At 58.7% G+C, this 22,258-nt stretch carries 22 protein-coding genes, 2 tRNA genes and 1 pseudogene; 13 read left to right on the forward strand and 12 right to left on the reverse strand.

Annotated elements, in window-relative coordinates; genetic code table 11:
* The 8 genes and pseudogenes from G5533_RS04980 to lolB all read right to left on the reverse strand — a co-directional run bounded on the left by G5533_RS04980 (position 1) and on the right by lolB (position 7,070).
* Positions 1 to 77: transfer RNA gene (locus G5533_RS04980), tRNA-Met, on the reverse strand.
* Positions 78 to 311: 234 nt separating this feature from the next.
* Positions 312 to 1,403: a redox-regulated ATPase YchF gene (ychF, locus tag G5533_RS04985; RefSeq protein WP_005353921.1), complete on the reverse strand. Its 1,092-nt coding sequence runs from the start codon at positions 1,401 to 1,403 to the stop codon at positions 312 to 314.
* 116 nt (positions 1,404 to 1,519) lie between these two features.
* Positions 1,520 to 2,116 carry an aminoacyl-tRNA hydrolase gene (gene pth, locus G5533_RS04990; RefSeq protein ID WP_005334960.1) on the reverse strand — a complete coding sequence of 199 codons (597 nt, stop codon included), beginning with the start codon at positions 2,114 to 2,116 and terminating at the stop codon, positions 1,520 to 1,522.
* A gap of 218 nt (positions 2,117 to 2,334) precedes the next feature.
* Entirely contained in the window at positions 2,335 to 4,323 is a 1,989-nt protein-coding gene (locus G5533_RS04995; protein ID WP_441254577.1) for a bifunctional metallophosphatase/5'-nucleotidase, read from the reverse strand.
* 101 nt (positions 4,324 to 4,424) lie between these two features.
* Entirely contained in the window at positions 4,425 to 5,372 is a 948-nt protein-coding gene (locus G5533_RS05000) for a ribose-phosphate pyrophosphokinase (protein WP_005343846.1), read from the reverse strand.
* 195 nt (positions 5,373 to 5,567) lie between these two features.
* A tRNA-Gln gene (locus G5533_RS05005) sits at positions 5,568 to 5,642 on the reverse strand.
* Positions 5,622 to 6,492 (reverse strand): annotated as a pseudogene (gene ispE / locus G5533_RS05010) (4-(cytidine 5'-diphospho)-2-C-methyl-D-erythritol kinase). Before ispE ends, G5533_RS05005 begins: the two are co-directional and overlap by 21 nt.
* Positions 6,492 to 7,070, reverse strand: coding sequence for a lipoprotein insertase outer membrane protein LolB (gene lolB / locus G5533_RS05015; protein ID WP_421312429.1), 579 nt, complete (start codon positions 7,068 to 7,070; stop codon positions 6,492 to 6,494). The pseudogene ispE and the gene lolB overlap by 1 nt, the downstream one beginning before the upstream one ends.
* A gap of 126 nt (positions 7,071 to 7,196) precedes the next feature.
* On the opposite strand from lolB, the gene hemA reads away from it, so the two are divergent.
* From hemA to kdsA, 6 genes are all read left to right on the forward strand, one after another.
* Positions 7,197 to 8,456 carry a glutamyl-tRNA reductase gene (gene hemA / locus G5533_RS05020; RefSeq protein WP_120415613.1) on the forward strand — a complete coding sequence of 420 codons (1,260 nt, stop codon included), beginning with the start codon at positions 7,197 to 7,199 and terminating at the stop codon, positions 8,454 to 8,456.
* Between the two features lie 51 nt (positions 8,457 to 8,507).
* Positions 8,508 to 9,596 carry a peptide chain release factor 1 gene (gene prfA, locus G5533_RS05025; protein WP_005353897.1) on the forward strand — a complete coding sequence of 363 codons (1,089 nt, stop codon included), beginning with the start codon at positions 8,508 to 8,510 and terminating at the stop codon, positions 9,594 to 9,596.
* Positions 9,597 to 9,657: 61 nt separating this feature from the next.
* The gene (prmC, locus tag G5533_RS05030; protein ID WP_441254578.1) at positions 9,658 to 10,509 is read left to right on the forward strand and encodes a peptide chain release factor N(5)-glutamine methyltransferase; all 852 of its coding nucleotides are present in this window, start codon (positions 9,658 to 9,660) and stop codon (positions 10,507 to 10,509) included.
* 56 nt (positions 10,510 to 10,565) lie between these two features.
* Entirely contained in the window at positions 10,566 to 10,949 is a 384-nt protein-coding gene (locus tag G5533_RS05035; RefSeq protein ID WP_139408052.1) for a SirB2 family protein, read from the forward strand.
* A gap of 12 nt (positions 10,950 to 10,961) precedes the next feature.
* Positions 10,962 to 11,762, forward strand: a complete 801-nt coding sequence (locus tag G5533_RS05040; RefSeq protein WP_005362204.1) for a SirB1 family protein — start codon at positions 10,962 to 10,964, stop codon at positions 11,760 to 11,762.
* 182 nt (positions 11,763 to 11,944) lie between these two features.
* Entirely contained in the window at positions 11,945 to 12,799 is an 855-nt protein-coding gene (kdsA, locus tag G5533_RS05045; protein ID WP_216951850.1) for a 3-deoxy-8-phosphooctulonate synthase, read from the forward strand.
* Positions 12,800 to 12,943: 144 nt separating this feature from the next.
* Here the strand turns inward: kdsA and grcA are convergent, their stop codons facing one another.
* The gene (gene grcA / locus G5533_RS05050) at positions 12,944 to 13,324 is read right to left on the reverse strand and encodes an autonomous glycyl radical cofactor GrcA (RefSeq protein WP_216951849.1); all 381 of its coding nucleotides are present in this window, start codon (positions 13,322 to 13,324) and stop codon (positions 12,944 to 12,946) included.
* A 384-nt stretch (positions 13,325 to 13,708) separates the two neighbouring features.
* On the opposite strand from grcA, the gene G5533_RS05055 reads away from it, so the two are divergent.
* The 3 genes from G5533_RS05055 to G5533_RS05065 all read left to right on the forward strand — a co-directional run bounded on the left by G5533_RS05055 (position 13,709) and on the right by G5533_RS05065 (position 15,802).
* Positions 13,709 to 14,431 (forward strand): substrate-binding periplasmic protein, encoded by a 723-nt coding sequence (locus tag G5533_RS05055; RefSeq protein ID WP_421206196.1) that lies wholly within the window; start codon positions 13,709 to 13,711, stop codon positions 14,429 to 14,431.
* 69 nt (positions 14,432 to 14,500) lie between these two features.
* Positions 14,501 to 15,178, forward strand: a complete 678-nt coding sequence (ung, locus tag G5533_RS05060; protein ID WP_266134094.1) for a uracil-DNA glycosylase — start codon at positions 14,501 to 14,503, stop codon at positions 15,176 to 15,178.
* A gap of 72 nt (positions 15,179 to 15,250) precedes the next feature.
* On the forward strand, positions 15,251 to 15,802 hold the full coding sequence (locus tag G5533_RS05065; RefSeq protein ID WP_216951846.1) for a hemerythrin domain-containing protein: 552 nt from the start codon (positions 15,251 to 15,253) through the stop codon (positions 15,800 to 15,802).
* Positions 15,803 to 15,875: 73 nt separating this feature from the next.
* On the opposite strand, the gene G5533_RS05070 is transcribed toward G5533_RS05065, so the two are convergent.
* Positions 15,876 to 16,850 (reverse strand): ABC transporter substrate-binding protein, encoded by a 975-nt coding sequence (locus G5533_RS05070; RefSeq protein ID WP_216951845.1) that lies wholly within the window; start codon positions 16,848 to 16,850, stop codon positions 15,876 to 15,878.
* A gap of 445 nt (positions 16,851 to 17,295) precedes the next feature.
* Between G5533_RS05070 and nrdD the strand changes: the two genes are divergently transcribed.
* From nrdD to G5533_RS05090, 4 genes are all read left to right on the forward strand, one after another.
* On the forward strand, positions 17,296 to 19,413 hold the full coding sequence (gene nrdD, locus G5533_RS05075) for an anaerobic ribonucleoside-triphosphate reductase (RefSeq protein ID WP_441254579.1): 2,118 nt from the start codon (positions 17,296 to 17,298) through the stop codon (positions 19,411 to 19,413).
* A 129-nt stretch (positions 19,414 to 19,542) separates the two neighbouring features.
* Positions 19,543 to 20,052: an anaerobic ribonucleoside-triphosphate reductase-activating protein gene (gene nrdG, locus G5533_RS05080; RefSeq protein WP_421172530.1), complete on the forward strand. Its 510-nt coding sequence runs from the start codon at positions 19,543 to 19,545 to the stop codon at positions 20,050 to 20,052.
* Positions 20,053 to 20,116: 64 nt separating this feature from the next.
* Positions 20,117 to 20,287, forward strand: coding sequence for a YqaE/Pmp3 family membrane protein (locus tag G5533_RS05085; RefSeq protein ID WP_005338440.1), 171 nt, complete (start codon positions 20,117 to 20,119; stop codon positions 20,285 to 20,287).
* A 177-nt stretch (positions 20,288 to 20,464) separates the two neighbouring features.
* Positions 20,465 to 20,857, forward strand: a complete 393-nt coding sequence (locus G5533_RS05090) for a TonB family protein (protein WP_108542479.1) — start codon at positions 20,465 to 20,467, stop codon at positions 20,855 to 20,857.
* A gap of 56 nt (positions 20,858 to 20,913) precedes the next feature.
* Here G5533_RS05090 and G5533_RS05095 read toward each other — a convergent pair whose 3' ends face one another.
* Together G5533_RS05095 and G5533_RS05100 are read right to left on the reverse strand one after the other, a co-directional pair.
* Positions 20,914 to 21,270 carry an MliC family protein gene (locus G5533_RS05095; RefSeq protein WP_042058536.1) on the reverse strand — a complete coding sequence of 119 codons (357 nt, stop codon included), beginning with the start codon at positions 21,268 to 21,270 and terminating at the stop codon, positions 20,914 to 20,916.
* Between the two features lie 142 nt (positions 21,271 to 21,412).
* On the reverse strand, positions 21,413 to 22,177 hold the full coding sequence (locus G5533_RS05100; protein ID WP_139464164.1) for a substrate-binding periplasmic protein: 765 nt from the start codon (positions 22,175 to 22,177) through the stop codon (positions 21,413 to 21,415).
* Positions 22,178 to 22,258 lie beyond the last annotated feature (81 nt).

Here is a 22,258-nt window from a genome sequence, read left to right on the forward strand (position 1 = left end):
TGGTGGCTATGACGGGATTCGAACCTGTGACCCCCGCATTATGAGTGCGATGCTCTAACCAACTGAGCTACATAGCCAACCTTGCTTCCGGTGAGTCGTTACCTCGTCACCGTGCGGGCCGAATTATGCGTATCTGGCTCTGGGGCGTCAACCCTTTTTTTGCCAGAAAAACGCAATTTGAGTGCGTTTGACCAGTTATTGGTCTCTGTTGCGCAAAAGCCCAACAATCTGGTTTTTTTTAAGACATTGCCATTATTGCTTGGGCAATGGCAGATAAAAAACAGGCCAGCAAATGCTGGCCTGTCATGGGATTAGACGTTGAACAGGAAGTTCATGATATCGCCATCTTTGACGATGTAATCTTTCCCTTCAGCGCGCATCTTGCCCGCTTCCTTGGCGCCTTGCTCACCCTTGTAGTTGATAAAGTCTTCAAAGGCGATGGTTTGGGCGCGAATAAAGCCTTTTTCAAAGTCAGTGTGGATCTTGCCGGCCGCTTGCGGGGCAGTGGCACCGACCGGAATAGTCCAGGCGCGTACCTCTTTCACACCGGCGGTGAAGTAGGTCTGCAGGTTGAGCAGCTGGTAGCCGGAGCGGATAACGCGGTTCAGGCCCGGCTCTTCGATGCCAAGGTCAGCCATGAACTCGGCGCGATCTTCATCGTCCAGTTCGGCGATGTCGGCTTCGATGGCGCAGCAGACCACGACCACGACCGCGTTCTCGGCGGCGGCGATTTCACGCACCTTGTCCAGATAGGGATTGTTCTCGAAGCCATCTTCCGCCACGTTGGCGATATACATGGTGGGTTTCAGGGTCAGGAAGTTGAGGTGGCTCACGGCGGCCAGCTCTTCTTTATCCAGCTTCATGCCGCGGATCATCTGGCCGTTTTCCAGCGCGACCTTGATCTTCTCAAGCACTTCCACTTCCAGCTTGGCATCCTTGTCGCCGCCTTTGGCGCGCTTGGACTGACGGTGAATGGCGCGCTCGCAGGCGTCCAGATCCGACAGGGCCAGCTCGGTGTTGATCACTTCGATATCGTCAGCGGGAGAGACCTTGCCGGCAACGTGAATGATGTTCTCGTCATCGAAGCAGCGCACAACGTGGCCGATCGCTTCGGTTTCACGGATGTTGGCCAGGAACTGGTTACCCAGACCTTCACCCTTGGAGGCACCGGCAACCAGACCGGCGATGTCGACGAATTCCATGGTGGTCGGCACAACACGCTGCGGATTGATGATGGCAGCCAGCTGATCGAGGCGGGGATCCGGCATCGGCACCACACCTGTGTTCGGCTCGATGGTGCAGAACGGGAAGTTGGCGGCTTCGATACCGGCCTTGGTCAGCGCGTTGAACAGGGTGGATTTGCCTACATTGGGCAGGCCCACGATACCGCATTTAAAACCCATGGATTGTTACCTTACTTGATGGATGCTGTTGGGGGTCGCCCGCAGGCGGCCCATGTCATGCTTGTTCTGGTCGTTGCTCATGTACCGGCACAATGCCCGTACAGGGTCAAACCGACCTAACCCTTTTCAGCCTTGAAGCTGTGCAAGCGATTCATGGCCTTGGTCATATCTTGTTTGAACAGGATGTCGGTGGCGCGCAGGGATTCGTCCAGCGCGGCGTCGATCAGGTTCTGTTCACTGCTGGGGGCCTTGGTCAGGACGAAGCCAGCCACCTGCTCTTTGCTGCCGGGATGGCCGATCCCGAGGCGCAGCCGGAAGAAGTTATTGTTGTTGCCCATCTTGGCGATGATGTCCTTGAGACCGTTATGGCCACCGTGACCACCACCCTGCTTGAACTTGGCGATGCCCGGCGGCAGATCCAGTTCGTCATGGGCCACCAGCATCGCTTCCGGCTCAATCTGATAAAAACGCGCCAGTGCGGCCACCGCCTTGCCAGAGAGGTTCATATAGGTGTTCGGGATGAGCAGCCGCACATCCTGCCCCTCGACCAGGATGCGAGCAGTATGGCCGAAGAACTTGGGTTCTTCACGCAGGCTGACATTGTGCCAGCGGGCCAGTTGCTCCACATACCAGGCGCCCGCGTTGTGGCGGGTCTTGGCATATTCCGGGCCGGGGTTGCCCAGTCCGACGATCAGTTTGATTTCGCTTGTCACGCTTGATGTCTTCACTCGCAGCTGCCGTGGGCACACTACCCAGGGCAATAGGACGCAATATTCTAGCCGCCGAGTGGCGATCACTCAACCAATGCGCATGTTATGGCGGGATTTGCAGCATTATTGCGGCCAATGGGTGGCTAACGGTGGGCAAACGGGCCTCTTGCAAGAGGCCCGTTTCAGTTTACCGATGGATTGTGCTCGGTTGACTACCGTCGTTATTTGGTACGCAGCAGGGTGACGGTCTCTTCATCCAGTGCGGTCAGGGTGGGACGGGCATCGCGCACATACTCCACGAAAGACGCTGCATCGGTGCCACAATCCACGCCGCTGGCCTTGCAATCGAGGGCCTGGTCCGGGGCATAGACGGCGCTCAGCAGTTCGCCATTTTGTGCCACTTTCAACACCGGGAAGGCGGTCAACTTGCCATTGACGCTGGCGATATCGACCCGCTCGCTCTTCTGACGCTGGGCATTGGCCAGTGTTTGCCAGCCATCGTTGCCGTTGGCGCTGTAGGCGTTCATCACCACCCGATAGTGCTGGCTATCCACCAGATCTTGCCACTCGCCGCTTGCGGTCTTGTGCTGCAATTGAGTCAGGGTGCCCGCTTTGCCTGCGTCGGTCTCCTGGAAGGTGTAACGCAGGTGACCGCCATAGGGGAACTTGCCGGCATGGGCGCTGGCGGGCAGGGTGGCGGTGATGGTCTCGGTCAGCAGGGCGCGCACCTCGGCGCCAGTCAGGGTTAGCACCGCGAGCTGGTTCTTGAACGGCAGCAGGGTGAGGGCACTATCCCCCTCGCGCCATTCGCCAGCGGGCAGGTCGGCGCGCACGCCGCCCACCGCCACCAGAGCGAAGTCGACCGGGCCGCCGGTCAGGGCCTGAACAGCCGGAGTATTGGCCCAGTAGAACTCCCCTTCGGCAACCAGCGGCGCTACATCTGAGCCGTGGCTGTCGCTGCCGTTGTCGCCGGGGCGACGGGCATTTTGCAGTTGCTCGGGGATGGTACCGATCACCGGGCCGTAGGCTTTCTCCAGCGCCGGTTTGTAGTGGCTGTCGATGATGCCGCGCAGGCGCGGATCTTCATCCACGGTGACCAGATTGGGTTGGTTGTCGACAAACTGGCTTGCCTCTTTGCTCCGGGCATCGTCGAGCGCTTGCTTGCGCGCCGCATCGGCGAAGAAGTCGCGGCTGGCCAGCAGGCTGTTGTGGCCCTGGCAGTCTGTCACCTGACCCTGGCTGTCAAAGGTCACCTGTGCCAGACCGATGGCCTGGGCGTAGGAGCCCGCCTGCACCACGCAGGTCTTGCCGATGCCATCCGGATTGGTCACCAGCTTGGCGTAATCGCCGGTCTTGCCCCAGCCAATGTTGCGAAAATCGCCGAGCAGGCTGTGGGAGTGGCCGCCGACGATGGCATCGAGGCCGTTTACCTTGGCGGCCAGCGCCAGATCCCGCTCGTTGCCGATGTGGGTGAGCGCCACAATCTGGTGGATCCCCTTGGCTTGCAGCATGTCGACCGTGGCCTGAGCCGAGGCGACCTCCTTGCCAAAGCGCAGCTTGCCGACGTTGGGGGCGATATTACCCATGTCTTCCAGTACCAGACCGATGACGGCGACCAGCTGTTTGCCTTGCGGCAGGTTGTCGAGATCGGTGACCGGGCTCTTCTGGTTGCCGTCAAAGGCGTAGACCACGAAGGGCTTGAGGTTGTCAGCCTTGCTGAGGGCCGGATCGGCCTTGGTGTCGAGGTTGGCGGCCAGCACCGGGAAGTTGACCCCCTCGATGAAGCGGGCCAGCTTCTGGTTATCCAGATCGAACTCGTGGTTGCCCAGTGCCATGGCATCGAGGCCGAACTGGCTCAGCAACTCGGCGTTGGCCATCCCCTCGTTCAGTTTGAAGTAGCCACTGCCCTGCCAGGCATCGCCGCCGTGCAGCAGCAGCAAGGGCTGGTTCTTGGCCAGCGCCTCGGCCTGATAGGCTTTCGCCATGGTCAGCAGGCGTGGATAACCGCCAAAGCGGGTATAGAGGGTGTCCGTCTCCCCCTGCTGGGCAAAGATCTGCCCTTTGATCTCGGCATTGACCGGATCAAACTGGGAGTGGGTGTCGTTCATGTGAGCCAGGGTCAGCACAAAGGGCGGGTTCTCTTTGGCGGGCTGACAGGCGAACAGGGCGGAGGTGAGGGTCGCGAGCAGGAGGGGGCGCAAGCCATTCATGGGTAAATCCTTAACACCTGCCACAGGCAGGGTCGTACATATAGCCGGGGTCTAGAAAGACGAAAACCGCCTGATGGCGGTTTTCGTTATTGCTGAATCTATCAATGCTCGAACATGGCGGAGATGGACTCTTCGTTGCTGATGCGACGAATGGCTTCGGCCAGTACAGTTGACAGCGTCAGCTGCTTGACCTTGCCGACCGCTTTCATCTCCGCAGTGAGCGGGATGGAGTCGGTGATGATCAGTTCATCGATCACGGAGTTCTTGATGTTCTCGACGGCGGAACCGGAGAAGACCGGGTGGGTAGCGTAGGCGAATACACGCTTGGCACCGCGCTCTTTCAGGGCCTCTGCGGCTTTGCACAGGGTGCCGCCGGTGTCGATCATGTCATCAACGATGATGCAGTCGCGGCCTGCAACGTCACCGATCAGGTGCATGACCTGGGAGACGTTCGGGCGGGGACGGCGCTTGTCGATGATGGCGATGTCGGTGTCATCCAGCAGCTTGGCGATGGCGCGGGCACGCACGACGCCACCGATGTCCGGGGAGACAACGACAGGAGACTCGAGGTTCTTGGACTTCATGTCTTCCAGCAGCACCGGGCTACCGAACACGTTGTCTACCGGAACGTCGAAGAAACCTTGAATTTGCTCGGCATGCAGGTCAACGGTCAGCACGCGATCCACACCGACGCTGGAGAGGAAGTCAGCGACAACCTTGGCGGTGATGGGTACACGGGCGGAGCGGACGCGGCGGTCCTGACGGGCATAACCAAAGTAGGGGATAACGGCAGTGATACGGCCAGCTGAAGCACGACGCAGAGCATCCACCATGACGATCAATTCCATCAAATTGTCGTTGGTCGGGGCACAGGTGGATTGAATGATGAAGATATCGCCACCACGTACATTCTCATTGATCTGTACGCTGATCTCGCCGTCGCTAAAGCGACCTACGGCAGCATTGCCGAGTTTGATAAACAGGCGATCTGCGATCTTCTGGGCTAGTTCCGGCGTTGCGTTACCAGCAAACAGCTTCATGTCAGGCACGGTTTGAAACCTCGGGGTTGCATCCAGTATGTGGGGGAGTCTGAAATCAGACCCTATCGTTTTGGGGCAAACGATTTATCAAGATAACGTACAAGGTGTCTGCTGCCCAATGAATGTGATGATACCGGTAACCCGAATCAGTGGCCGAGTGCAAAACCGGCCACGTTAATCATCATCAATACCGTTCGGTAAAATTGGCTGGGGTACTAGGATTCGAACCTAGGAATGGCGAGATCAAAACCCGCTGCCTTACCGCTTGGCGATACCCCAATCATTTGAACTGTTGCAATGTGGAGAAGAGAGGTGATATGTTCTCGCCCTTGGCGACAAACCCATCAAGTCCCTTCGGCACGCAGGCCAACACTTCCCGAGCAGTCACTTCGTCTTCAAATTGAGCAAAGACGCAGGCTCCTGTGCCCGTCATTCTTGACGGCGCGTATTCTAGCAACCAGCCGAGCGCATTGGCAACCTCGGGGTGGCGCTTTTTCACCAGTGATTCGCAATCGTTTTTCCACTCGCCTTCCAGCAGGTTGTCCAGCGCCATTTTTGGCGTGGCTCTCGGCAGGTCCGGATCCTGGAATACGGCCGCGGTCGCCACATGGCAATCGGGCTTGAGCACCAGATACCAGGCATCGGGCAGTTCGACCGATTGCAGCCGCTCGCCCACTCCTTCGGCAAAGGCCGCCTTGCCACGGACAAACACCGGCACATCAGCCCCCAACTGGACGCCAAGCGCTGCCAGTTCATCTTCACTCAAACCCGCTTGCCAGAGGTGGTTAAGCGCTACCAGCGTGGTCGCTGCATCGGACGAACCGCCGCCAATGCCGCCTCCCATGGGCAGCACCTTCTCCAGCCGGATATGGGCACCTTGCGGGCTCGGCAGGGTTGCCTGCAGTAGGCGTGCAGCCCGGATAATCAGATTCTGCTCATCCGGCACCCCGGGAATGGCCGGGCTCAGGGTGAGGGTGTCGCTATTTGGTATCACCTCAAACTCGAGCCAGTCGCTGTGGTTGAGGAAGATAAACAGGGTCTGCAGCTCGTGATAGCCATCGGGACGACGGCCATTGACGTGTAAAAACAGGTTGAGTTTGGCCGGTGCCGGCCAGCGTGTGGAAGCCATTAACGTGCAAGAGTCCATTGGTTGATCTGAAGCTTGAGGCGGCTGTTCTGGCCGGTCATGGTCAGCTGGTGCGGCAGGCGGTAGCCATCCTGATCCCGATAATCGCCATAGACGATCTGCCACTGGCCGTCGCGCACGCTGGCCAGACTGCTGTCGGGGTTGAGTTCAAACTCCGCTTGACCCGGTAGCCCCTTGATCCACTCTGGCAATCCCGCAACCGGAATATTCCAGCCGGTCAGTTGATAGATGAGCGCTTCTGCATCCTGGCTCTGGTGGCGATTGCCGTCGCTGTCGAGCAGGGTGATCTCTCCCTTGCTGCGGGAGAGCTCCAGAATGCTGGTGCCAATCAGGCTGGTGAGGTTGAGGCGATAATCCTCGCCATCCTGCTGCCAGTTGAGACGGGCGCTGCCTTTTTGCTGGGGCGTGATGATGGCCATCTTGCCGGATAGCTGCCAGTGGGTCAGCTTCTCGAGACGGGTCCGCTCCTGGTTCCAGTTCACCTGGTCACGCTGGGGCTGGGTGGTGGCACAACCGGCCAGCAACAGCAGGCAGGTGAGGGTAAAAATACGTAGCAGCAAGAGACGGCTCCAGAGAGAGGAATTTGCCACAGTATACGGGGCGGCCGTATTGCTTTTAAAGACTTACCCTTTCTCGTACAATTGGCAGCCTTTGCACCCAGCGTATGAAATGATCGTCGCCCACTCATGAGTTTGCTTGCCCTCGGAATCAACCACAACACCGCCAGTGTCGCCTTGCGGGAACGGGTCGCCTTTGGCCCGGACTGCATCGATCGCGCCTTGCGTGAGCTGGTGAGCCAACCCGGTGTCAGCGAGGCGGTGATCGTCTCCACCTGCAACCGGACCGAACTCTATTGCAATCTGGAGGAGGAGCGGCAGGAGCAAGTGCTGCGCTGGCTGCAACAGTTCCACGGGCTGGACGCGGCCGAACTGGTCACTGCCATCTATCAGCATCACGATGAAGAGGCGGTGCGCCACCTGATGCGGGTGGCGTGCGGGCTCGACTCGCTGGTGTTGGGGGAGCCGCAGATCCTGGGGCAGATCAAGCAATCCTACGCTCACGCCCAGCAGGCGGAGTCGGTGAAGGGGGCGCTGGAGCGGCTGTTCCAGAAATCCTTCTCGGTGGCGAAAAGAGTGCGTACCGATACCGAGATTGGCGCCAGTGCCGTGTCGGTGGCCTTTGCCGCCGTCAGTCTGGGTCGGCGGATCTTCTCCGATCTCTCCCAGACCAAGGTATTGCTGGTCGGGGCGGGGGAGACCATCGAACTGGTGGCCCGTCACCTGCGCGAGCAGAGCGTCACCAAGATGATGGTGGCCAACCGCACCCTGCAGCGCGCCCAGACCCTGGCAGCCGAATTCGGTGCCCAGGTGATGACGCTCGAAGAGATCCCCGACTATCTGCACGAGGCGGATATTGTCATCAGCTCGACCGCCAGCCCACTGCCCATCATCGGCAAGGGGATGGTGGAGCGCGCGCTGAAGGCCCGCCGCTTCAAACCCATGTTTCTGGTGGATATTGCCGTGCCGCGCGACATCGAAGCCGAAGTCGATGAGCTCTCCGATGCCTATCTCTACACGGTGGATGATTTGCAGGGGATCATTGAGCAGAACCTCGAAACCCGTAAACGGGCTGCCGCCCAGGCGGAAGTGATCGTGCAGGAAGAGCGCGACGAGTTTATGGGCTGGTATCGTGGCCAGAGCTCGGTCGACCTCATTCGCGATTACCGCCATCAGTCCCAGCAAGTGGCTGATGAAGAGTTGCAACGGGCCCTGCTGGCATTGGCGCAGGGCGAGAGTGCCGAACAGGCGCTCAAGGCGATGGCCCATCGCCTCACCAACAAATTGATCCACGCGCCGACCCAGGCGTTGCGCCAGGCTGCCTCCCAGGGGGATCAGAGCGAGCTCTCCCGCTTGCGGCAGGCGCTGGGGTTGTCACAAGAGCCATAATTTTCGGGCAACCTGCCGGTTGTCCCGTCCTCCATTGAGAATGCAAGAGTTATGAATCCGTCACTGATCAGAAAGCTGGAAGGCCTCATCGAGCGCCACGAAGAAGTACAGGCCATGCTCGGCGAGCCGGATGTGGTCTCGGATCAGGATCGCTACCGCGCCCTGACCCGCGAATATGCCCAGCTGGAAGATATCGTTCACGCCTTCCAGCGTTACCGTCAGGCGCAGGATGATCTTGAGACCACCCAGATGATGCTGGAGGAGGATGATGCCGACCTGCGCGAGATGGCGCAGGAGGAGCTGCCGCTGGCCAAGGCCAATCTGGAGGCGCTGGAGCAGGAGCTGCAACTGATGTTGCTGCCCAAGGATCCCAAGGATGACAACAACTGCTATCTGGAGATCCGCGCCGGTGCCGGTGGCGACGAAGCGGCCATCTTTGCCGGTGACCTGTTCCGTATGTATTCACGGTTTGCCGAGCGTCAGGGCTGGCGCGTCTCCATCGTCAGCTGCAATGACGGTGAATACGGTGGCTACAAGGAGGTGATCGCCAAGATCGACGGCGAGCGCGTCTATGGCCGCCTCAAGTTTGAATCCGGTGGTCACCGGGTGCAGCGGGTGCCGGAGACCGAATCCCAGGGCCGGGTGCACACCTCCGCCTGTACCGTCGCCGTGCTGCCGGAAGTGCCGGAAGCCGAGCAGATCGAGATCAACCCTTCCGACTTGAAGATCGATACCTTCCGCGCCTCCGGTGCCGGTGGTCAGCACGTCAACAAGACCGACTCGGCCATCCGCATCACCCACCTGCCGACCGGTCTGGTGGTGGAGTGTCAGGACGAGCGCTCCCAGCACAAGAACCGCGCCAAGGCGATGTCGGTGCTCTCCGCCCGCCTGCAAGCGGCCGAGGATGAGCGCCACCGCGCCGCCGAGCAGAGCACCCGCCGCAATCTGGTGGGCTCCGGTGATCGCTCCGAGCGCATTCGTACCTACAACTACCCGCAGGGCCGCCTCTCCGAGCATCGCATCAACCTGACCCTCTATCGCCTCTCCGAAATTTTGGAAGGGGATCTGGACTGCGTCATCACCCCGCTGGTGCAGGAGTATCAGGCCGATCAGCTCGCCTCGCTGGCCGAGAACAACTGATGCAAATGGTGATTCGGCAAGCTCGCATTAAGTGTCGTGCCCATAAGGTGGAGTGGCACTGATGCAGATCCAGCAGGCCCGCGCCCATATCATGACCATGCTGGCTGGGGGAGAATCCCCCCGCGCCGACGCCGATGTACTGCTCTGTCATCTGCTCGATTGCCGTCGCAGCTATCTGATGACCTGGCCCGAGCGTGAGCTGGATGCCGCCCAGCAGGCCACCCTGCAGACGTGGCTGGCTCGTCGTCTCAACGGCGAACCTATCGCCCATCTCGTTGGCGAGCGGGAGTTCTGGTCGCTGCCGCTGAAAGTGAGCCCGGCGACCCTGATCCCGCGCCCCGATACCGAGGTGCTGGTCGAGCAGGCACTGACCAGAATCCCGCAAGGGCCGTGCGCCGTGCTGGATCTCGGCACCGGCACCGGCGCCATCGCGCTGGCGCTCAAGTCCGAGCGGCCCGAGGTCGATGTGTGGGCGGTGGATCGGATGGCGGATGCCGCGGCGCTGGCCCGCGAGAACAGCGCCGCGCTGGGGCTACCCATCGAGGTGCGCGATGGCAGCTGGTTCGAGCCCCTTGGCGAGCCGGATCGCGACGAAGCGCCACGTTTTGCGGTGATTGTCTCCAATCCCCCCTATATTGATGGCGCCGATCCCCATCTCGAGCAGGGTGACGTGCGCTTTGAACCCCGCTCGGCGCTGGTTGCCGATGACGCCGGGCTGGCCGATATCCGCCACATCGTGGCCCATGCCCCCGCTTATCTGTTGCCTGACGGCTGGTTGCTGCTGGAGCATGGCTGGGATCAGGGGGAGGCGGTGCGTCAGTTGCTGCGTGATGGCGGCTACCGTGAGGTAGCCACGGTGCGCGATTACGGGGATAACGACAGGGTGACGCTGGGCCTCTGCCCGCTGCGCTGACGGTTCCTCACTGTTACACGGCGGGTTGCCTGTGCGCCCCCATGCAAGGATTGAATATGGTTTTTGTGCTCAAACACCTGCACCTCACCCTGATTGCCGGGGCCGTGCTGATGTTTATGCTCCGCTTCTACTGGGTACAGACCGCTACTGGCCGTGCCTATAGCGCGCCGGTGATGAAGGTCAGCGGCTGGCTCAACGGGCTGGTGGTGCTCTCCGGCGCATTGCTCTGCATGGTGCTGGATCTCAACCCGCTCAATAACGGAACGCCCTGGCTCAGCGAGAAGCTGATGGCCATTCTGGTGCTGGTATTTCTGGCTGCGATGGCGCTGCGGCTTGCCAAAAGCAATCTGGTGCGCTGGTGCTCCTTTCTGGGGGCGCTCGGCTGGATCTACTTTATTGCCAAGTTGGCAGTGCTCAAACAGACGAGTGTGTTCGGCTAAGGCATGAAGAGAATGTTACACATAGACGAATGGACCGATTTCGAAGCCCACGACATCACCGAGCTGGCGTTGTCAGTCAGTGACGAAATTTATGGCTCGGTCGAGGAGGGGATCCGCGAGTTGAACCTGCTGGACGAGTGGCTGGACGAGCAGATTGAAGAGGGCACTTGCGACGAGGTGCGCCAACAGTTGCTGCAGGGCTTCTACCACAGCCTCGGTTTTCATGGCGACTGGCAGGACTATTTTTCTGCCAACAACTGTGACCTCAATCAGGTGCTGGTGCAGCGCAAGGGGATCCCGGTCAGTCTCGGCATTCTCATTATCCAGCTGGGGCGCAAGCTCGGGCTCGATGTAGAGGGGATCTGCTTCCCCGGCCACTTCCTGGTGAGCTTTGCCGGTGGCGAGGGGGAGGTCTATGTCGACCCCTTTACCGGCGACGAGCTGAGTCTGGCCCGCATCGAGCTGCTGCTGCGCGGTGCGTTGGGGGACTTGGCAACCCTGACCCCCGACTACCTGCAGCCCTCCGGCCAGTGGGAGATCATCGAACGGCTGCTCAACGTCAGCAAGGGTGCCCTGCTGCGGGAAGATCGCATGCCCGAGGCGCTGCGTTGCAGCGAGCTGTTGTTGCGGATGAAGCCCGGCGATCCGCTGGAGACGCGGGATCGCGGCTTTATCTACGAGCAGCTCGATTGCCCGCGCCAGGCCGCCGACGATTTTGAATATTTTATTGAACAATGCCCGGACGATCCGGTGGCCGATGTGCTGAAAGTGCAGCTGGCCGCGCTGGACCTGAGCCCCAAGCCCCTCCATTAAGGGCGGCTTGAGACTAAACAGAAGAATATCAAGGCCGCTGCGCTCGGCTGCAACGGAGTAACTTGGCTTCAGGCCCTTTTATTAAGGATGTCTTGGAGTTGAAACAGAAGAATATCAAGGCCGCAGCGCTCGGCTGCAACGGAGTAACTTGGCTTCAGGCCCCTTCATTAAGGAAGTCTTAGATGGAACAGAAGAATATCAAGATCAACCAGATCGACGTTGCCAACGACAAACCGTTCGTGCTGTTTGGCGGCATGAACGTGCTGGAATCCCGCGACATGGCGATGGCGGTGTGCGAGAAGTACGTGGAAGTGACCAGCAAGCTGGGCATCCCGTTTGTCTTCAAGGCGAGCTGGGACAAGGCCAACCGCTCCTCCATCCACTCCTACCGCGGTCCGGGTCTGGAAGAGGGGATGAAGATTTTCCAGGAGCTCAAAGCGACCTTCGGCATGCCGGTCATCTCTGATCTGCACGAACCCCATCAGGCCAAGCCGGTCGCCGAGGTGGTTGACGTTATCCAGCTGCCCGCTTTCCTGGCGCGCCAAACTGATCTGGTGGAAGCCATGGCCCGCACCGGCAACGTCATCAACATCAAGAAGCCGCAGTTCCTGAGCCCAAGCCAGATGAAGAACATCACCGACAAGTTTGAGGAGTGCGGCAACGATCAGCTGATCCTCTGCGAGCGCGGTGCCAACTTCGGTTACGACAACCTGGTAGTGGACATGCTGGGTCTGGGCGTCATGAAAAAGAGCACTGGTGGCTATCCGGTTATCTTCGACGTAACCCACTCCCTGCAGTGCCGTGATCCGCTGGGTGCCGCCTCCGGTGGCCGTCGCGAGCAAGTGACCGAGCTGGCGCGCGCCGGCATGGCGGTCGGTCTGGCCGGTCTCTTTATCGAATCCCACCCGGATCCGAAAATTGCCCGCTGTGATGGCCCGAGCGCCCTGCCGCTCGACAAGCTGGAAGGCTTCCTCAAACAGATGAAGGCCATCGATGACCTGATCAAGGGTTTTGAGCCCCTGGATACCTCTGCTTGATGGGACAAGCACTTATCACAAGGCCTCGCAATGCGAGGCCTTGTTTTTTGCGCTTGCCCAGTGAAAGCACGTATAAAAAAACGGCCGACAGGCCGTTTTTTGTGCTGATACAGCAAGTATCAGCGGTTCACTGCAGGACGCTGATTACAGGCTCTGGGTGAAAGTACGGGTAACCACGTCACGCTGCTGTTCCGGGGTCAGGGCGTTGAAACGCACTGCGTAGCCAGATACGCGGATGGTCAGCTGCGGGTACTTCTCCGGATTCGCGATAGCATCTTCCAGGGTTTCGCGACGCAGCACGTTGACGTTCAGGTGCTGACCACCTTCAACAGCCGGTTCGGCCTGAACAGGCAGTTCGCGGTATTCGAACTGACCCAGATCAGAGAGTGCGACTTCCTGATCGGCAGCAAAGGCATCGCCTTTGACACAGATGCAGCGAGCCTGTTGCTTCTCTTCGTCCAGCAGCCAGAAAGAGTTCAGCAGGGCGGTGTTGGCAGCCTGGGTGATTTGAATGCCTTTGATCATGGTATGACTCCTCAATGGGAACGCGAATCCAACTGTAAGGAAATTACCCTGATGTATTTAAGCTACCGTTAATTGCGGTGGCTTAAAGGGCCCTTGCCTTACACCTTTGCTTTGATGGGGTCATATATACCATGTTGGTAATATTACTAAAATTGATCTAGATCAATAAAAATTAATAAAGCGCCATTTAAATGGGATTGAATTCTTGAGTTTAATCAAAAATAGGTCATTTTTCTGATTTTGTAAGATATCAAAATTATGCATCTTTTACCTTTTTAATCTAGTAATTTAACTACATCTTTTTCGGCTTTTCTGTGGTGGATTGAGGAGTTGGCTACACTCAGCAGAAAGCAAGGAGAGTGTCGGGTGAATATCAGGTGGCGAATGTGGGGATGGTTGGCCCTGTTCTGTTGCTGGGCAATCACAGCTGTGGTCCGGGCCGAAACAGTACGCATAGCGGTGGGCGAATGGCCGCCTTATATCAGTGAGTCGCTGCCCAATCAGGGGTTTCTCTGTCAGGTGGTACGTGAGGCCTTTGCCGAGCAGGGGGTCGATGTCAGCTTTCATTTCTACCCCTGGTCTGAGGCATACAGCCTGACTCTTGAAGGGCGTTATATGATTACCATGCCCTGGTTTCGCTCTCGCGAGCGCGAGCAGCACTTCTATCTCTCTGCATCGCTGGGCAAATTTACGACCCGTCTGCTTGCACTTAATGGTTCGCCATTGGTCAGTTTGGGTGAGCTGAAAAACGAGCCTGTCGGGGTTACCCGTGGCTATTTTTATGGTGAAGGGTTTGCAGCAAGGCAATCCGAGCTGTCTCTTGAGTGGTCCGACTCCGATGAGGAGAGCATGGAGAAACTGCTCACCGGACGCATTCGTTATCTGGTCATGGATGAACAGGTGGCACAGGTTCTGTTTCAGCAGGTTCTCTCTCGTCATCCCCAAGCGGCAGCATTGAGTGGTGCCCCCGATCCCATCTGGTCCCAGCCGGGCTATCTGCTGATGCGCAAGGCCGATCCCGATGCCCGCCGCTTGATGTTGCTGTTTAACGCCGGTCTGCACAAACTGGAGCGCTCCGGCCGGCTCGCCAGGCTCTGGAAAGTGTGAGTCACGGTTGCGTCTTGCGGGCTGCCCCCCTATCCTGACTCCTTCGCCGTATCAAGTGAGGAGGCCGGGGTGCTGACCTGGAGTGATGTGATTGGCTCTGAAAAAGAGCAGGACTATTTCAAGTGTACGCTGGCGACCGTCAGGGCAGAGCGGGAAGCGGGCAAGGTGATCTACCCCCCCGCGGCCGATGTGTTCAATGCTTTCAAACTGACCGAACTGGATCAGGTCAAGGTGGTGATCCTGGGGCAGGATCCCTACCACGGCCCCAATCAGGCGCACGGGCTCTGCTTCTCCGTTCTGCCCGGCGTGCGTACGCCTCCCTCACTGGTCAACATCTATAAGGAGATGCAGCGGGATCTGCCTGGTTTCGTCACACCCAATCACGGTTTTCTGGAGTCCTGGGCCAGACAGGGGGTTCTGCTGCTCAACACAGTGCTGACAGTGCAGGCCGGTCAGGCACACTCTCATGCCCATCTGGGGTGGGAAACCTTCACCGATCGGGTCATTGAGCAGATCAATGCCAGTTGTCAGGGGGTGGTATTTCTGTTGTGGGGCTCCCATGCCCAGAAGAAAGGGCGTTTTATCGACCGGCAACGCCACCACGTGTTGACGGCGCCCCATCCCAGCCCCCTTTCTGCCCACCGTGGTTTTATCGGTTGCGGCCACTTTTCCGAGACCAACCGCCTGCTGGAATTGCAGGGTAAAAGCCCGATCGAATGGCAATCTGTCTGCCAACCACTTGATTGAGTGCAAAGTTCGGGCGACAAATGACCGTATACTCAGGAAAGTAACATTTTATTTCAGCGCCAAGGAGTGCCCATGTTATCGAGTCTGCACAAGGATCACCTCAATATCGCCCGACTGCTGGATCTGCTGAAGCAGAAGCTGGCCGCCATTCGTGCCGAGCAACCCATCAGCTATTTTCTGGTGCGCGATGTCATCGATTATCTGCGGGAGGTCTCTGACAAGTATCACCACCCCAAGGAAGATCTTGTCTATGACTACTACCTGAAATACCGGGTGGTGGAGGGGGATGTCGCGAACCGCTTGCATGAAGAGCATCTCAAGTTGCTGGAGGCAGGGACCGAGCTCAAGGAGATGGTGGAGATGATCCTGATGGATGCGGTGATCCCGCTCGATCAGTTCACCGCCAAGCTGGAGCGCTTCGTGGAGCTGCAAGAGGCACACATGAACTACGAAGAGGGGGTGATCTTCCCCCATCTGCGTGACTCCCTGACCGAGGATGACTGGCGTCATCTGGAGCAAAACTGGCAGAACCGAGCTATCGGTGATCCTCTGTTTGGTGCCGAGATCAGCCAGCACTTCCAGGCGCTTGCCAAGCGCCTCTCCCTGCCTTTTGCTGCCAGCTGACGCACGCGGCTTTCGGTCATCAGTCATCTGACTGTGCAGGTGTTACCCGGCCAATGTGCCGGGTTACTTATTGTTACTCACGCCACATGATCTTGTTGTGCCATTTGTCGGGCACAGTGAGCTGCCAGCGGGCCAGCTCGCTCTTGCTGAAGACATATTCGCCGCGCAGGGCCGCTCGCGGGGAGATAGTACGGGGCAGGGTGCCCGCCAGTATGGTGTTGATAAGGGACGCTGCCTGCAACCCCTGATCGTGGCCGTCCAGTACCAGCCCGCCGATGGCCATCCCCTTGCCGACGGCAAACTCCCAGAAACAGAAGAGAGGAACCGGTGTGTTGGCGCTGGTCCACTCCAGCACCGTCTGTTCGCTCACATGCTTGCCATTATCGTCGACCAGCGTGTGGTAGAGGCCGAGGAAGATTGCCTGATAGCCATTCTTCTTGGCGTTGAGCACCGCCTCCTGCCAGAGGCTGTAATCCCCCATCAGCTGGCTGTTGACCCGGGTCTGGCCGACTCGCAATTCGGTCTGGGTCTTGAATTCATCCTCGATAGCGGTGAGGGCCACATTGCTGGAATCAAACAGTACCAGCGCCTTGTCAAGCCCTCCCATCATCTGACTTATTTCGCTGATGTTGCGCTTGAGCAGGGGGCGTTCCAGCACCCCGGTGATCTTGGGGTGGCCGACAAAGCCCTTGAGGCGGGGGTTTTCGTTCATGCCGAGAAAAACAACGGGAGTACCCAGCGAGGCGATCTCGTTGGCCAGATAGTTGATGGCATTGTCATCCCCCAGCACCACCAGATCCGGTTTGCTCTTGAGATAAAAAGCGATAGCCCGTTGAGCGATGTCGTCGAACGCCTCCCGTGGATGGCGTTTGGTGTCCATATAGAAGTGAGAGATCTTGTGCTCCCCCTGCAACCCTTTGCGCAAACCTTCGTTGTAGCTCTGGTCCCAAAGGTATTCGGGATGGTAGCTGCTGATCACCAGAATGTTTGCGGCCCAGAGCGGCAGGGAGAGGGTGGAGAGCAGTAGCAACAGCAGGGAGGTGCGCATGGGAAGGCCCCTGTCGAGTGATAGTGTATGCATGCTCAGTATGGGCAGTGTTTGCCGTTACTGTCATCTCGAAACCGGTATGGCAGGGCGCGATTTTTTTTCGGTTGAGCGGATCGGACGCCAGCCCGCACTCTGCTTGGGATCGGGTTTTATTGAGTCTTTTTTTGGTTGGTCGTGAACTGTCCCGCTCGCTGAAAAACCTGTTCTGGATCAAGAAATGAGGCTGCGCTTTGGTGCCTAATAGACACCACATATAGGGACGCATTCGTTTTTAATCCCTATATGTTGTGTTATCAAGCTGTGTATAAGCTGTTCCCCTCCTATCTTCAGCCCAGGCTTGTCAAGCCTCGGCTGAATTTATTTGCGTCCAGGACGAGATGCCGGGAGGGGGGCCCAACAAGGGTGAGCCAGAGGCAAATGCCTGGCCTTTTAACGGGGAAAATCCATGAAACCGGTTGTGATCAAACGTGACGGATGTCGCGCACCATTCAATGCCCAGCTGATTCGCGATGCGGTCAGCCGAGCGGCGGAAGCGGTCAATCAGGCCAATCCGGCACTCGCCTCCCGCATTGCCAATGCAGTGAGTCAGGAGCTGGAAGGGCGTGGTGAAGTTGATATCCACGAGATCCAGAACCGGGTCGAAAACCACCTGATGGCTTCCGACGACAAGGCCATCGCCCGTGCCTATATCGAATATCGCCACGACAGGGATCAGGCTCGCGAGGCGCGCGGCCGTCTGGCGCAGGAGATCCGTGGTCTGGTCGAGCAGACCAACGCCGCCCTGCTCAACGAAAACGCCAACAAAGACTCCAAGGTGATCCCGACCCAGCGCGACCTGCTGGCCGGTATTGTCGCCAAGCACTATGCCACCAGCCACATGCTGCCCCGTGATGTGGTTCAGGCCCACGAGAGCGGTGATCTGCACTTCCACGATCTCGATTACTCACCTTTCTTCCCGATGTTCAACTGCATGTTGATCGATCTGAAAGGGATGCTGACCCACGGCTTCAAGATGGGCAATGCGGAGATCGATACCCCGAAATCCATCAGCACCGCCACGGCCGTGACCGCCCAGATCATCGCTCAGGTGGCGAGCCACATCTATGGCGGCACCACCATCAACCGCATCGACGAAGTGCTGGCCCCCTATGTGACCATCAGCTGGCAGAAACACCGTGAAGTGGCCGAAGAGTGGGGCATTGCCGATGTGGAAGCCTACGCCATGGCCCGCACCGAGAAAGAGTGCTACGACGCCTTCCAGTCACTGGAGTACGAAGTCAACACCCTGCACACCGCCAACGGTCAGACGCCGTTTGTCACCTTCGGCTTTGGTCTGGGGGACAGCTGGGAGTCGCGAATGATCCAGCGCGCCATCCTCAGCAACCGCATCGCTGGCCTTGGCAAGAACAAGAAGACCGCCGTGTTCCCGAAACTGGTGTTTGCCATCAAGCATGGCCTCAACCACAAGCAGGGCGATCCCAACTACGACATCAAGCAGCTGGCGCTGGAGTGTGCCTCCAAGCGGATGTATCCGGACATCCTCAACTACGACCAGGTCGTGAACGTGACCGGCTCCTTCAAGACCCCCATGGGTTGCCGCTCCTTCCTCGGTGCCTACGAGGAGAATGGCGAGCTGATCCACGAAGGTCGCAACAACCTGGGCGTGGTGAGCCTCAACCTGCCGCGCATTGCCCTGAAATCCCGTGATGAAGCGGACTTCTGGGATCGTCTCGATGCCTCCCTGCGGGTCGCCAAGAAGGCGCTGATGTACCGCATCACCCGTCTGGATGGGGTGAAAGCACGGGTTGCTCCGATCCTCTATATGGAAGGGGCTTGCGGCGTGCGGCTGAAGGCGGACGACAACGTCAGCGAGATCTTCAAGAACGGTCGTGCCTCCATTTCCCTCGGTTATATCGGAGTTCACGAGACCATCAACGCCCTGTTTGGTGACAAGGTTCACCTGTTTGACAGCACCGAGCTGCAACAGAAGGCCATCGCCATCATCGCCCGTCTCAGGGCAGCCATTGACGAGTGGAAAGAGGAGACTGGCTACGGCTTCAGCCTCTACTCCACCCCGAGCGAGAACCTCTGCACCCGTTTCTGCCGCATCGATGCCAAAGAGTTTGGCGTGGTATCCGGCGTGACCGACAAGGGGTACTACACCAACAGCTTCCACCTCGATGTGGAGAAGCAGGTCAATCCGTACGACAAGCTGGACTTCGAGGCGCCCTATCCGCCCATCGCCAGCGGTGGCTTCATCTGCTACGGCGAGTACCCCAACATCCAGCACAATCTGGAAGCGCTGGAGAACGTCTGGGACTACAGCTATGACAAGGTGCCCTACTACGGTACCAACACTCCCATCGACGAGTGCTACGACTGCGGCTTCACCGGTGAGTTCGAATGTACCTCCAAGGGCTTTACTTGCCCGCGCTGCGGCAACCACGACCCGGCCAAGGTGTCGGTGACCCGCCGTGTCTGCGGTTACCTCGGCAGCCCGGATGCGCGCCCCTTCAATGCGGGCAAGCAGGAAGAGGTGAAGCGCCGCGTCAAACATATGTAAGCCGAGCCCTCACCCTAGCCCTCTCCCAAGGGGAGAGGGAACCGGCCGATGTACTGTTTGCGCTGCTTTGCTCCCTTCTCCCCTCGCGGGAGAAGGGTCGGGGATGAGGGGCCGTAATAGAGAGAGATGATGCACTACCACCAATACTACCCGGTCGATGTGATCAACGGCCCCGGCACCCGTGCCACCCTGTTTGTCTCCGGTTGTGAGCATCAGTGCCCGGGTTGCTACAACCAGAGCACCTGGCGGCTCGATGGCGGCAAGCCGTTCGATGAGGCGATGAGCGATCGCATCATTAGCGACCTCAACGACAGCCGCATCAAACGGCGAGGTCTGTCGCTCTCCGGCGGCGATCCGCTCCACCCGGCCAACGTGCCCCACGTGCTGGCGCTGGTGAAACGGGTGCGCGCCGAGTGTCCGGGCAAGGATATCTGGTGCTGGACCGGTTATCTGCTCGGCGAACTGTCAGAGGCCCAGCGCGAGCTGGTGGCCTTGCTGGATGTGCTGGTGGATGGCAAGTATGAAAAGGAGTTGGCAGACCCCGGCCTGCTCTGGCGTGGCAGCAGCAATCAGCAGATCCACGACCTCAACGCCTGGCGTGATGCGGGTGAGCTAATTCCCTGTCTGGTTTGCAGTTGAAGCCCGGGATGTTTATGGTTAGCCCATTCCAATCCTGACGACATTCATGAAGAGGAGAGCCGAGATGAACAATCTGCTCAAGATCCTGCTGGCCATTTTCCTGCCCCCGGTGTGCGCGTTTATCCAAGTGGGCTTTAGCCTGCACTTTTTAATCAACATCGTGCTGACCCTGATGGGCGGTCTGCCGGGCATGGTCCATGCGCTCTGGCTGGTGGTGAGCGACAAGCGCGGCTGATGCCAGCGGATGGTTAGTGAGCTTATTGACGATAAAAGGGCCAACCTCTCGGGGTTGGCCCTTTTGTTCATGTTCATACGAATACTTTTTCGTTAGGATGGGTGACTGACCAAAAGGGCGCGTGTTGAGCGGCCTGCAGTCCGGCAATAAGTACCGGCAGAGAACAAGGAGCGTTACATGAAGTGGAAAGTCGCAGTATGGTCAGGTCTGGCAGTGACACTGTTGCTGGGGTGCTCATCCCGTCAGGAGGTAGCGCACGAGCGCGCTCCGATCGCTATCTCTCTCGAGCAGTTGTCCAGCTACTGGGTTCAGGAGAAGCAGTGGTCATGGCTTGGTAATGACGAGCCAGCCCTGCCAGCCAAACCGGTCAAGGGGTATGTGGAAGTTCGCTATCAAATCGACGCCAGCGGCACGCCGGTCAAGCCGGAGGTGGTAGCGGCCGAGCCCCCCGGCGAGCTGGAGCAGAGTGCGCTGGCGACCCTCTCGCGGATCCGCTACAGCCCTGCAGAGGGCAACCCGGATGCCATTCCGGTCGAGGTGACCAACCGCTTCGAGATCGAGATCAACTGATCCCCCATCACTCTGATGCCAGAGAAAGAGAGACCCCGGCCAGGCCGGGGTCACGTTTATTGCTGTTTGCAGTCGTTGTAGGCGGTCTGCCACTCGCCATCCTGATCCCGAAGCTCGACAAAGCCCTCATCCCCCTTGTTCCACCAGACGGCCTCATGTTCGTCCGTATAGCGGGCGCCGGAGGCCGAAATGGCCTGGGGCAGGGTGTAATCCTTGCCATCCGGCAGCGACAGCTTGATAAAGCTGAGGCTCTCGTCGGAGAGGGAGAAGTAGCGCACCTGCACCTTTTTGCCTTGCTCGCACTGGTAACTGACCGGTTCGCCACCAGTGACTGAGAGGGTATTGCCCTGATTGCAGCCAGCGAGCAGGCCGAGGGCCAGCGCACCAGCGGCCATCATATGTACCTTATTCATGATTACAGCTCCATTGGTGTCATACGGGCGTGAGCCTAACAGGTTGCCGTTATTGTGCAATCAGCGGGGCCATTCGGTGCGTCGCTCGCTGTCCGGCATACCGCGCGAGTATGAGGGGGCGCTATCAGGAAGGCATCGTCAATCAGTAGAGGCCAAGTCTGGTTTCAAACTGGCGGATCAGCGTCTCATAGATGCCGTTGTTCTTGATCTTCTGCAGCCCCTGTTCGAACTGCTTGGCCAGCGCTTCCCCTTGAGGTGTGTTGCGGGAGAAGGCGAGCCAGAAGCCATCAGTGGAGAGCTTGCCAACCTTGACCACCTTGCCGGTCAGCTGCTTCTGCTGGATCTTGAGGTAGCCCGGCATGCCGTTCATCAGGATGTAGTCGACCCGGCCACGTACCAGCATCTCGAGGATCTGGGCATCGGATTTGGCCTGAAAGCGGGTGATCCTAGGGTTCTCCATAAAATCGGTAGGGTAGGTGTAGCCGAGGGTGATGCCCACCCGCTTGCCTTCCAGCGAGGTGAGCTTGAGATCCCGTTGCGGGTCGCTGGCAAGGGCGAAGATGGCAAGATCCTCCTCGAACATGGGGGTATCGTGCCAATGGTACTGGTAGCGGTTCTCTTCGGTGATGGTAGCGTTGAAGCACCCCGCAAGTTTGCCGCTTTTCGCATCGTGCATGCAGCGGGCGAAGGGGAGGGTGCGAAAGACAATCTCGATCCCTTCGGCGGCGAACACCGCCTTGACCAGCTCAGGCGCCAGTCCGTGGGGCTGGTCATCCTCATTGTCCTTGTCGCGCTCGCAGTAGGGGGCCCAGTCATCTTCGGCACCAATGACAAGCGGGGTGGCCCCGAGCGGGCTGGTAGCCAACAGCATCAGACAAACCAGCCATTTTTTTAACAACGGAACCATAAGTGTGCACCTCATCGACAGCAGCCTTACAAGCATAGCCACACTTCTGCGCTGACTTGTAGTGGCAGGAGTATTGGTGAG

Source organism: Aeromonas sp. A600620 (assembly GCF_029479985.1).
Taxonomy (GTDB): domain Bacteria; phylum Pseudomonadota; class Gammaproteobacteria; order Enterobacterales; family Aeromonadaceae; genus Aeromonas; species Aeromonas veronii_A.